Here is an 11,411-nt window from a genome sequence, read left to right on the forward strand (position 1 = left end):
GATAAGACAAAATAAATCGGTTGGTTGATACGCTTGAAAAAAGTTTATTTAACGGTAAAGCAGTCACAAAAAAAGCCGCTGATGAGGCGGCTTTTTTAAGAAAAAATACAAGAAGTGAGTTTATTTCACGAACAACATTTCACGGTATTTGACCAAAGGCCAGTCTTCATCGTCAATCAAGAGTTCAAGTTTATCGACTTCGTAGCGAATTTTTTCAAAGTAATCTTTTACTTCTGAACCGTATAGCTCGGCCCGGGTGGGAATATCATCCGTATTATTGGCTTTTTTACGGGCTTCGGTCATCGCTTCTACCGCCTGTTTGATAATATAAACCCGCTGCGAGATTTCTTTAATGAGTTCTTTGAGGGGTTGTGCCTCTTCAACCAATTCAAGTTCCATCAATGATTTGGCCGTTTGAGCCAACTGATGCTGGTATTTTACGGCTGTCGAAACTACGTGATTCAACGCCAAATCGCCAATAACCCGCGATTCAATCTGTACCTTCTTGATGTAATTTTCGAGTTCGATTTCGTAACGGGCATGTACCTCACGCTCATTCAAAACGCCCATTTTTTCGAGTACCTGAACGGCCGAAGGGTCGATGTATTTGCCCAATGCCAGCGGCGTAGAGGCAATGTTGGTGAGGCCACGTTTGGCTGCTTCCTGCACCCAGTCGTCCGAATAGCCATTGCCCTGAAACAGAATTTTCTTGGATTCGCGGTAGTAGTCTTTTAGAATATCAACGATGGCCAATTCTTTCTTTTCGCCCAATTCAAGTCTTGCTTCGAGTTCTTTTCTGAATTCCTGAAGCTGATTGGCCACAATGGTATTGAGGATAATCATTGGCGAGGCGCTGTTGGCACTTCCGCCCACGGCACGGTACTCAAATTTATTGCCCGTAAACGCAAACGGTGAGGTACGATTCCGGTCGGTATTGTCGCGCATGAGGGGTGGAGTACGCGTAATTCCAAGTTTATAAAACACGTTGTCTCCTTTTTCGAGTTGGACTTCGCCGCGATTTTCGAGGGTTTCCAACAATCGAATGAGTTCATCTCCCAGAAAAATAGAAACAATGGCCGGCGGCGCTTCATTGGCACCCAAACGGTACTCATTTCCTGCTGAAGCAATAGACGCCCGCAGCAAATCTGCGTGGTCGTGGACGGCTTTGACGACATTCATCAAAAACGTCAAGAACCGTAGGGTTTCTTTGGGTTTGGTACTTGGAGCCAATAGGTTGACGCCCGTATCGGTCATCATTGACCAGTTGTTGTGCTTGCCGCTTCCGTTGATGCCTGCAAATGGTTTTTCGTGAAAAAGAACCTTGTAATTGTGGCGTTCGGCGACTTTATTCATCAAATCCATCAACAGTGCGTTGTGGTCAATGGCGAGATTAAGTTCTTCGAAAGTAGGAGCGCATTCAAATTGACCAGGTGCCACTTCGTTGTGACGAGTGCGAACAGGAATCCCGAGTTTCCAAGCTTCATACTCAAAATCGACCATAAAGGCATTGACGCGTGGAGGAATCGACCCGAAGTAGTGGTCTTCCAATTGTTGCCCTTTGGCGGGAGAGTGCCCAAATACTGTTCGACCCGACATCACTAAATCAGGACGAGCGTAAAAAAGGGCTTTATCGACCAGAAAATATTCCTGTTCTGCCCCCAACGTAGCCGTTACTTTCTCGACATTGCGGTCAAAATAATACATCACGGCAGTGGCGGCTTTGTCGAGTACGTGTAGGGCGCGCAAAATCGGGGTTTTGTAATCAAGCGCTTCGCCAGTGTAGGAAATAAAAACAGAAGGGATACAGAGCGTTTTTCCCCCTGCTCCGTTGTCCATCAAAAATGCGGGGGAGCTTGGGTCCCAGCCCGTATAACCTCGGGCCTCAAACGTAGCACGCAGACCACCACTTGGAAAAGAGGAAGCGTCGGGTTCTTGCTGGACAAGTGCACTTCCTTTAAACTTCTCGATGGCTTTGCCAGATGGGGTAACGTCAAAAAAGGCGTCGTGTTTTTCGGCCGTACCACCCGTAAGGGGCTGAAACCAATGTGTATAATGCGTGGCCCCTTTGGAAGTGGCCCAGGCTTTCATGGCGGCGGCTACCTCGTCGGCAATCTCACGGTCAATTCGGGAACCCGATTTAATGGCGTTGGATACTTTAAGATAGGCTTCTGGTGTTAACAACGTTTTCATTACGTCGTCATTGAATGTATAAGAACCGTAGTAATCGGCTACTTTTTCGCTGGGAGCGGGTACGCTGATTGTAGAACGGTTGTAGGCCGTTTCGATGGCCTTAAATCGCATATTTGCCATGCTATAGGATTAGATTTTGGAATAATTTAACTGTTTTGGGAATACACACCAAACATATATTTTTTTTGCTTGACTGACAAAAGTAATAAAAGCAATTTGAAGAAATGAACCAGGTTCTTTTTGTTTATGGCCTAAATTAGGCCTATTTATTGAAAATACTAAAAACTTCAATCGCTCATTTTCTCAATCAGCCTGATTATCACTAATTTTGCAAGATGAAAAAAGTAGCATTTTATACATTAGGCTGTAAACTCAATTATTCAGAAACGTCAGGTATTTCACGGATGTTTGAGCAACGGGGGTATAAGAAAGTGGCATTTAATGACCAACCCGATATATTTATCGTAAATACGTGTTCAGTAACCGAAAATGCCGATAAGAAATGTCGCAAGATTGTGCGCGAAGCACAAGCGATCAATCCAAACGGTTACGTGGCTATCATCGGTTGCTATGCTCAACTCAAACCCAAAGAAATTTCGGAAATTCCAGGCGTGGATGCTGTTTTGGGTGCCGCTGAAAAATTTCGACTCATTGATTTATTAGATGGATTCGTCAAAGAGCCTTCGCAGCAGCAGGGCAAAGTTTTTGCTTCGCCGATTGAGGACGCGGTAGATTATCACGTGGCATACTCACTCAATGACCGTACCCGCACGTTTTTGAAAGTGCAGGATGGCTGCGATTATCCTTGTGCTTATTGTACTATTCCGTTGGCAAGGGGGAAAAGTCGGTCTGATACCATTGAAAATGTGGTTAAATCGGCCCGCGAGATTGCGGCGCGGGGTGTCAAAGAAATTGTGCTGACGGGGGTAAATATCGGTGACTTTGGCTTACAAAACGGTCAACGTGTGGAGACGTTTTTGGGTTTGGTTAAAGCCTTGGATGAGGTAGAAGGCATTGAACGATTTCGGATTTCGTCGATTGAACCTAACTTGTTGACAGATGAAATTATTGCTTTTGTGGCGCAATCAAAACGCTTTGTGCCGCATTTCCACATTCCATTGCAGTCGGGTTCAAATAAAATATTGGGGTTGATGCGCCGACGTTATCGCCGTGAACTATACGTAGACCGAGTAACTAAAATCAAGGAATTAATGCCGCATTGTTGTATCGGAGTGGATGTTATTGTAGGACATCCGGGCGAAACCAATGATGATTTTCTGGAAACTTACCAATTTTTGAACGAGTTGGATATTTCGTATTTACACGTGTTTACGTATTCAGAACGCCCGAATACCTTAGCGGTAGACATCAAGCCCGTCGTGCCTCAGTCGCAGCGGGCGGAGCGTTCAAAGATGTTGCACATCCTTTCTGATAAAAAACGCCGAGCATTTTATGAAAGTCAATTAGGCTTGGAGCGGACGGTTTTGTTTGAAGAAGATGTAGTCAATGGGTACATGCAGGGCTTTACCGAAAATTACGTGCGGGTAAGTGTACAATATGATCCTTTGTTGATCAATGAAATGAAAACCCTGCGCCTAACAAATATCAATGCCGAGGGCACGGTAGAGGCCGAAGAATCAGAAAGTATACCCATGTTCGTTCATAATTAAAGAAGGGGGGCGTCCCTTCTTTAATTATTTTTTAGTAACTGTTTATTGAAAGTAGTACTAACGTACAGGCTTCTTCGGCAACGATTCCGTTTTGAGTTAATAATCGTTCAAATTCGGGGTTTTCTGTACCGGGATTGAAAATTACTCGTTTTGGGTGAAGCGAAATAATATAATCATACCATTCAGATTGATGTTGAGGTCCAATATATAGCGTTACAGTATCAATGTCTTTGAGGTCGGGTTTGCCGATTAAAATCTCATTGCCAGCTACCTGTCCAGCTTTTAGACCAAGCAACACCACTGGATGTCCATGATTCACCAATCGATTGGCGGCTAGAAATGAATAACGAGCTGGATTGGTGGATGCGCCAATAATGAGTGTTTTTTTCATTTTTTTAATTATTACTCCTTTTTTCTAAACAAAAGTTTTTGAAACTTGTTCTACTCACATCCTATGAAATGTACTTTTTTCTTTTGTAAACCAAATCTTTAATCAATAAAATAGGAACCATGAGCGACAAGAAAGTGCTTAGTTATTGGAACGAAAAGTGGGTGCCTGTCGAATTTGAGGGAGTAGAGAACCCACCTCGGTATGATGTCTCTAACTATGGACGCCTGAGAAGTTTTCAAAACGAGGAGAAAAAAGCGGTTATTATTAAAGGTTCGGTGATTCAGGGGTATCGTTCGCTCAATATTCGTATTACAGGTGGAAAAACCATCAACAGATATGTCCACAAATTGGTGGCTGAATTGTTCCTAAAACGCGAAAGTGAATTGCATAAATACGTCATTCACCTTGATTTTGATAAACAAAACAACCGTGCCGACAACCTGAAGTGGGTAACCAAGACAGAAATGGTGGAGCATAACCGTGAAAACCCAGCCGTCATAAATCGTAAGCTTCCGGCTCGTACCCGCAACTACAAACTGACCGAAATCAAAGTCAGAATGATTAAAAAAATGCTTAAAAGTGACAAGAGCAGATTGAAGATGATTGCCAAACAATTTGGAATAACCCACACGCAACTCAATCGTATCCGTTCTGGCGAAAACTGGAAACACGTAAAAGTAGATGATGAATAGTGGGCTTTTATCCCCCAATTGTTGACATGGATTCGGATACTAAACCTACCGTGCGTTGGGCTTCTGCTTCAAACCCATCTTTGGCCCGGTGCTGAAGTGCTTCATAAATACGTTCTGTTACACTGGCATCATCCAATCCTTGTCGAAGTAAATCTTTGATATTGAATACTCCGTCGTCATATAGGCAAGTTTTAAATTGGCCTTGAGGTGTGATTCTCAGTCTATTACAGGTGCCGCAAAAGGTCCGGCTAAACGCCGCGATAATTCCAATGGTGCCTTTGTGGCCTGGAATCTGATAATTATACGAAGTCGAAGCTGGCGGGTCGGGCAATTTATAAATCCCTGGATACGTTTTTTTTAGTTCTTCTAGAATCTTGCGATAGTTCCAAAATTCTTGGTATTCGTGGGCACCATCGCCGTTGAAAGGCATTTCTTCAATAAAACGAACGCTCACATTGTGCGTACGCGTCAGTTCGGCCATGGGAATAATGTCGTCCGTATTTTTTCCCGACATGACGACCGAATTCAATTTTGTAGGGATGTTGTATTCTTGCAATGCTTCAAATGTTTGCCATACATTTTGAAATTCATCGCGACGAGTAATGTCAAAAAAGCGTTGACGGTCAAGAGTGTCTAGGCTGAGATTGACCGATTTAATGCCCAATCGCTGAAATTCAGGTATCAGCGGAGCCGTCAACACGCCGTTGGTTGTGATGTTTATTTGACGAAGACCGTCGATTTTATTTAATTCTTCCAAAAAATCCATGATTCCGCGCCGTACAAACGGCTCGCCTCCCGTAAGACGCACCTTGTCGACGCCCATATTGACCAATATCCTAATGGTACGTTCCATTTCTTCCCACGTCAGCAAGTGTGGTTTGGGTACATATTTGATGCCTTCTTCAGGCATGCAATAAAAGCAGCGAAGATTGCAACGGTCCGTGACGGCAAGCCGCAGGTAGCTGATAGGACGTCCGTGGTTGTCTATTACGCGGTTCAAGAGATTAGATGGTTAGGTACAGTTTGCCAAAAAAGAGCAGTTTGTATAAAACCGTTCTTTTTCAAAGTAAATAACGAAAATGTTATCAAACAAGTTTAGAAGTAGGAAAGAGATATGCTTCTCAACCCAAAATAACGGTGAGTGAAGAGTAATTAGGGTGTAAAAGCGGATAAAAGGGTTAATGCAAGAAGATTATAATTGGAAAATACTTGTAAAAAATTGAGGTATGCATTGTACTATTTATAACGAACTCCCATTTATTCCGTACTTTTGCGGCACTTTTTAAAGAAATTAAGAAATATACTTTTGTATGCTTAGAACGCACACTTGCGGAGAACTCCGTATTTCAGATGTCAGTAAAGAAGTAATCCTCAGCGGTTGGGTACAACGTACTCGCGATAAAGGCGGTATGATTTGGATTGACCTGCGCGACCGCTATGGTATCACCCAGCTAATGCTCGAAGAAGGTAAAACCGCCCCCGAAATCATTGCTCAGGCCCGAAATTTAGGCCGTGAGTTTGTGGTTCAGGCTACGGGTGTGGTCACTGAGCGCTTTGCCAAAAATGATAAAATGGCCACGGGTGATATTGAAATCAAATTGACGGGCTTGACGGTCTTAAACTCAGCCAAGCTGCCACCTTTCCAGATTGAAGACAAAACCGACGGCGGAGATGAACTTCGCCTGAAATACCGCTACCTAGATTTACGTCGTGACATAGTGCGTAAAAACCTAGAACTGCGCCATAAAGTAGCCCAACAAACGCGTCTTTTTATGGACGCCCAGAATTTTATTGAGGTAGAAACGCCCGTTTTAATCAAATCAACCCCAGAAGGGGCGCGAGACTTTGTCGTACCTAGCCGCATGAATCCGGGTGAGTTTTATGCCTTGCCGCAGTCACCGCAGACGTTTAAACAATTGTTGATGGTATCGGGATTTGACCGCTATTATCAGATTGTAAAGTGTTTCCGCGACGAAGATTTACGCGCCGACCGTCAGCCTGAGTTTACGCAGATTGACTGTGAAATGTCGTTTGTGACGCAGGAAGACATTTTACAAATGTTTGAAGGGCTGATTCGTCATTTATTCAAAGCCGTGAAAGGACTGGATTTGCCTGAAGTACCGCGCATGACCTACGCCACGGCCATGAAAAAATACGGCTCAGACAAACCCGACATTCGTTTTGGGATGGAGTTTGTGGAGTTGAAAGGTGATAATGACTTCGTTTCAGGTAAAAATTTCGGTTTGTTTGACTCTGCCGAATTAGTGGTGGGAGTTTGTGCCAAAGGCTGTGCAGAATACACGCGCAAGCAAATGGACGAACTCACCGAATGGGTAAAACGCCCGCAAATTGGCGCAAAAGGACTGATTTATGCGCGTTATAATGCCGACGGAACCATTAAATCGTCGGTTGATAAGTTTTACAGTGAAGAAGATTTGAAACAGTGGGCGGAAGCATTTGGCGCGGAGCCGGGTGATTTAATGCTCATTATGGCGGGAGAAGCCAACAAAACCCGTAAGCAACTCAATGAACTTCGTTTGGAAATGGGCAGCCGTTTAGGGTTGCGCAATCCCGACGATTATAAAGTGTTGTGGGTGGTTGATTTTCCGTTGTTGGAATATGGCGAAGAAGAAAACCGTTGGTTTGCCATGCACCATCCGTTTACCAGTCCTAAGCCCGAAGATATTCCTTTGTTGACGACGGATTTGGGCGCGGTGCGGGCCAATGCCTACGATATGGTCATCAACGGAACCGAAGTAGGAGGTGGCTCCGTACGGATTTTCCAGCGGCCGTTGCAGATGCAGATGTTTGAGATTTTGGGCTTTACCCCCGAAGAAGCCAAAGCTCAATTCGGGTTCTTAATGGAAGCATTTGAATTTGGAGCACCGCCACACGCCGGAATCGCCTTTGGATTTGACCGCCTGTGTTCTATTTTTGGTGGGGTGGATTCCATTCGAGATTTCATCGCGTTCCCCAAAAACAATTCAGGCCGTGATGTCATGATTGATTCTCCCTCGACCATTGACCAAAAGCAATTGGATGAATTGAAAATTGCGACGAAAGCGTAATTTTTTGAGTTTTATAAGATTGTAGAAAAAACTCCACATTTTTGGTGTGGAGTTTTTTTATTTAAAAATTAAAAATGCTAGTCTGCGTCATAAATTGCACCTTTCGTCCCATTTTTGGGGAGAAGTACAATAATATTGTTGAACTTCAAGTTTATAAAACGTTCGTTTTAACAGCCCAATTGCACCTACTATGAGCCTCTTTGATCGAATCAAAGCCTATTTTAGCCCCGATAACTTCAGAAAAGACCCCGAATTGGTGTCTTTTGCGGAGTTGGAGCCGCCACAAGCTGAAACCAAGAAGGTAACGGCCGAGGTTTTTACGCCTACCTTGCCCGAAATTGTTCCGCAGACGCGTGTCATGACCGAAGAGACTCCCGCACCAACCCATACGTGGGATTTAACGCCGCCTCAATCCACGCAAACTACAATCCCCATTGAATTACCGTCGTGGTTGGAAGATGAAACTTTGCTACGGGATGAAGGCGTCATTTTTGGGCTTTCGGAGTCAAAGCCCGAAGAGAAAGTAGCCATTATTCGCAGTTATTTTGTGCATCAAACCGCTGATTTAGAGTTAGATGTGGAGCGTTATGGGGAGAAAATTCAGGAATTAAATTTGTTTATTGGACAGAAAGAAACCAGAATCAATGAATTGAAAGATAAAGCCGCCGAGCTGGATGCCCGCCAAAATGAAGGTGAGCATCAGTTGCCGCGCACCATCGTAGGCTTGGTGTTTTCGATGGCGATGTGCGTGGGGAATTTCTTTTTGATTGATGATACATTGCGGCCTTTATACCCCAATAGTCAGTGGATAGCCGTTGGCGTATTTTTGGCAGGGATGTTTAACTTATTTGGCCGCGTTTCACTTTTTCACGATACTGAGAGCAATGTGTCATGGCGCAGGTTGTTAGAGGAGGTTGGTATGCCTTTTGCAGCAGCCATGTTTGTGTTTGTACAGGCATTGCAGAATCAGACCGTCTGGCGGGCGGTGGCGTTGTTTGTCTTTGTATTTTTTCTGTTCCTTTTTGCGGGCAAATTGCTGTTGAGCAATATCACCGTACTTCGCAATGATTTACGGATTTGGCTGACGGGTGCTAACATGAAAAAAGAAAAAACGAGCAAAACCGAGACTTGGGACGAGGAAACCAACCGCTTGAACGCCGAAATTGATGAGTTACGCATTCAAAAATGGCAGATTGTGCCGCAATTGAATAGGGTGGAGGCCGAACTTGCGCGGGTCAATGCACGACGTGATGCCCTCATCAAATTGTTTGAAAGTGAATTTTACCTGGCCCGCCAACTGCGCGACCGCTTGACAGACCGACAAATGAAGGCGATTCAATCAACCGCCCAAAATCAGCAGTGAGCACTTGGTATAAATGAGTAGTAAGATTTAAAAAAAGAAAGCCATGCAGGAACCAACAAAAGACCATACTGACGAACCCGATTTTCAACACGGCTACCACAGCGGTATTGAAGGCTCGGAAAATCGTAATCCATACGAAAGTTATCTATCAAGCCAGATACATTATAATTGGTTGGCCCAACGGATTGAGGACCGCCGAAATGAAATCCAACGGGTTGATAAAGAGATAGAGGAGACGGCCGTAAAGCGTAAAACTGCTTACGACCGTTTGCAAGAGTTTGTACAACGGGTCATCAAAGCCACTAAGCGCGTTACCGAACTGACTACGCAGCGGGATGCCGTTGATGCCGAAACCGAAGCCCTGCGGGCGCGGCGTAAACAAACACAATCGGAGTATTCGCTCTTGGCAGGCTTCTTTTTCTTTTTTGCGGGGGCGGCGTTTGTGTTTGGTGACCTTATTATTTCGCACGAAATTGTTGCCTATGCCCTCAACATTCGCAACAACAACGAGGCGTGGGCGTTTGCCATTGGTTTGGCCATGATTTCTATTTTGCTCAAACCCGCCTACGACCGCCTGATTGAGAAGCCGTATGTGGATGAGCATACCCAAAAAGCACGTACGCGTTATGCTTGGTTTAAAGTTGGGTTGGCGGGTTTTGCCATTATCACGCTGGGGATTTTAGGATGGTTTCGATACGAGGCCTACCGTACCGATAAAATGAAAGAAGCCATCAACAAATCGGTTAAAAATCTTCAATTGGGCGCTACGCCGCTTGACCCCAATAGTACGATTACACCGCAGGAACAACAGGTTTTATTACAAAAAATTGAACAACAACTTTTGCGTTCTGATGAGCTCAATTTGGGCCTTGTCAATAGTCCTTGGGCGTTGGCGTCGTTTGTTTTGAGTGGTATTTTGTTTGCTTTGGCGGGGGCGGTTTCCCTCGGAATGGCGCTGCCTGTGTTGCAGAATTTTTGGTACCGTTGGCTGCAAATCGACCCGCGACTGTGGCGTTTGAGCCGTCGGCGTCGTAAACTGAACAAACAGTTGGAGGAAGCCGACAGGGAGTTGGCCGAGCAAACCACGCAAAAAGATATTTTGGAGCATGAGCTTCAACAGTTTCAGACCTTGGATGATTTGCGCGCTGAGCGTACCAAAATGCGTAATGATTTGGATCAGCTCATCGAATCAACGCGTTTGGCCCAAACCGACAGCCGCATTGCGTCTTTCAACGATGGCTACGCCAAAGGAGAAATAGCCCGCGAAATGATGAACGAAGAGGAGTTTACGCAATTCCGCAACTCGATGCTCAATACCCATAATTTGGCCGTTAAAGCCTCATCTTCGGCCGACAGAAGTATGAATTACGGCAATGGAAACGGAACCAAGCGCACCAACGGCCTGCGCCCACACCAAATGATTCGGAAGATGATTACGGATGGTTTGGATGGGGAGAAGGAGTAATATTTAGCGAACAAGTAGAATAAAAGGTTGCGGAAACGTGACCTTTTCTTGTTTACAGCCTGCCCCGCTTCCCCAACTCAATCGCCTCTAATTGATGGATTTTTCCGTCATCAAGCGTGAATCGAAGCATGGTTCGAATCTTATGGAAGCCTTCATTTCCTGCCGCACCGGGGTTGAGGTAGAGCATGTTTTGAAGTTTCGGGTCGCGCATTACGCGCAGGATATGTGAGTGGCCGCAGATGAAAATATCGGGTGTATTATTTTTTAATTCGGGCCTGACTTGCGGGTTATAATTGGGCGGTGCGCCGCCGATGTGGGTCATCCAGATGCGGAAGCCTTCGATTTCAAACCGTTGATGCTCTGGGGCTTTCCATTGAATTTCTTTGGCGTCGATGTTGCCATACACGGCGCGTAAGGGCTTAAATTTTTCCAGTTTTTCCAAAATCTCAACCGTACCTACGTCGCCAGCGTGCCAAATTTCGTCGCAGTCTTTGAAATAATCAAAAATGGCTTCGTCTAGGTATGAATGAGTGTCAGATAAAAGGCCGATACGGGTCATGTTTAGGAAAGAT

9 protein-coding genes are annotated in these 11,411 nt (G+C 44.9%); 5 read left to right on the top strand and 4 right to left on the bottom strand.

Annotation, left to right across the window (positions count from 1 at the left end; all coding sequences use genetic code 11):
- Positions 1-120 precede the first annotated feature (120 nt).
- Positions 121-2,310 (bottom strand): glutamine synthetase III family protein, encoded by a 2,190-nt coding sequence (locus DR864_RS02155; RefSeq protein ID WP_114065400.1) that lies wholly within the window; start codon positions 2,308-2,310, stop codon positions 121-123.
- 215 nt (positions 2,311-2,525) lie between these two features.
- Here DR864_RS02155 and mtaB point away from each other — a divergent pair, with 215 nt between their 5' ends.
- Positions 2,526-3,860 (top strand): tRNA (N(6)-L-threonylcarbamoyladenosine(37)-C(2))-methylthiotransferase MtaB, encoded by a 1,335-nt coding sequence (gene mtaB / locus DR864_RS02160; protein WP_114065401.1) that lies wholly within the window; start codon positions 2,526-2,528, stop codon positions 3,858-3,860.
- Between the two features lie 31 nt (positions 3,861-3,891).
- Here mtaB and DR864_RS02165 read toward each other — a convergent pair whose 3' ends face one another.
- Complete coding sequence (locus tag DR864_RS02165; protein WP_114065402.1) at positions 3,892-4,251, bottom strand: CoA-binding protein; 360 nt, start codon at positions 4,249-4,251, stop codon at positions 3,892-3,894.
- 119 nt (positions 4,252-4,370) lie between these two features.
- On the opposite strand from DR864_RS02165, the gene DR864_RS02170 reads away from it, so the two are divergent.
- A complete protein-coding gene (locus tag DR864_RS02170) occupies positions 4,371-4,943 on the top strand; it encodes an HNH endonuclease (RefSeq protein WP_114065403.1) in 573 nt (190 codons plus the stop codon).
- Between the two features lie 7 nt (positions 4,944-4,950).
- Here DR864_RS02170 and moaA read toward each other — a convergent pair whose 3' ends face one another.
- A complete protein-coding gene (moaA, locus tag DR864_RS02175) occupies positions 4,951-5,943 on the bottom strand; it encodes a GTP 3',8-cyclase MoaA (RefSeq protein WP_114065404.1) in 993 nt (330 codons plus the stop codon).
- Between the two features lie 310 nt (positions 5,944-6,253).
- On the opposite strand from moaA, the gene aspS reads away from it, so the two are divergent.
- The 3 genes from aspS (at position 6,254) to DR864_RS02190 (ending at position 10,839) form a co-directional block, all read left to right on the top strand.
- The gene (gene aspS, locus DR864_RS02180; protein WP_114065405.1) at positions 6,254-8,011 is read left to right on the top strand and encodes an aspartate--tRNA ligase; all 1,758 of its coding nucleotides are present in this window, start codon (positions 6,254-6,256) and stop codon (positions 8,009-8,011) included.
- 190 nt (positions 8,012-8,201) lie between these two features.
- Entirely contained in the window at positions 8,202-9,374 is a 1,173-nt protein-coding gene (locus tag DR864_RS02185; RefSeq protein ID WP_114065406.1) for a hypothetical protein, read from the top strand.
- A 43-nt stretch (positions 9,375-9,417) separates the two neighbouring features.
- On the top strand, positions 9,418-10,839 hold the full coding sequence (locus DR864_RS02190) for an AAA family ATPase (protein ID WP_114065407.1): 1,422 nt from the start codon (positions 9,418-9,420) through the stop codon (positions 10,837-10,839).
- 52 nt (positions 10,840-10,891) lie between these two features.
- Here the strand turns inward: DR864_RS02190 and DR864_RS02195 are convergent, their stop codons facing one another.
- Positions 10,892-11,398, bottom strand: a complete 507-nt coding sequence (locus DR864_RS02195) for a metallophosphoesterase family protein (RefSeq protein WP_114065408.1) — start codon at positions 11,396-11,398, stop codon at positions 10,892-10,894.
- Positions 11,399-11,411 lie beyond the last annotated feature (13 nt).

It is taken from the genome of Runella rosea (assembly GCF_003325355.1).
Classification (GTDB): Bacteria; Bacteroidota; Bacteroidia; order Cytophagales; family Spirosomataceae; genus Runella; species Runella rosea.

Coding starts and splice junctions, on each gene's coding strand:
- aspS (WP_114065405.1), top strand. CDS start 6,254: ATGCTTAGAACGCACACTTGCGGAGAACTCCGTATTTCAGATGTCAGT.
- DR864_RS02185 (WP_114065406.1), top strand. CDS start 8,202: ATGAGCCTCTTTGATCGAATCAAAGCCTATTTTAGCCCCGATAACTTC.
- DR864_RS02170 (WP_114065403.1), top strand. CDS start 4,371: ATGAGCGACAAGAAAGTGCTTAGTTATTGGAACGAAAAGTGGGTGCCT.
- DR864_RS02155 (WP_114065400.1), bottom strand. CDS start 2,310: ATGGCAAATATGCGATTTAAGGCCATCGAAACGGCCTACAACCGTTCT.
- DR864_RS02195 (WP_114065408.1), bottom strand. CDS start 11,398: ATGACCCGTATCGGCCTTTTATCTGACACTCATTCATACCTAGACGAA.
- DR864_RS02190 (WP_114065407.1), top strand. CDS start 9,418: ATGCAGGAACCAACAAAAGACCATACTGACGAACCCGATTTTCAACAC.
- mtaB (WP_114065401.1), top strand. CDS start 2,526: ATGAAAAAAGTAGCATTTTATACATTAGGCTGTAAACTCAATTATTCA.
- DR864_RS02165 (WP_114065402.1), bottom strand. CDS start 4,251: ATGAAAAAAACACTCATTATTGGCGCATCCACCAATCCAGCTCGTTAT.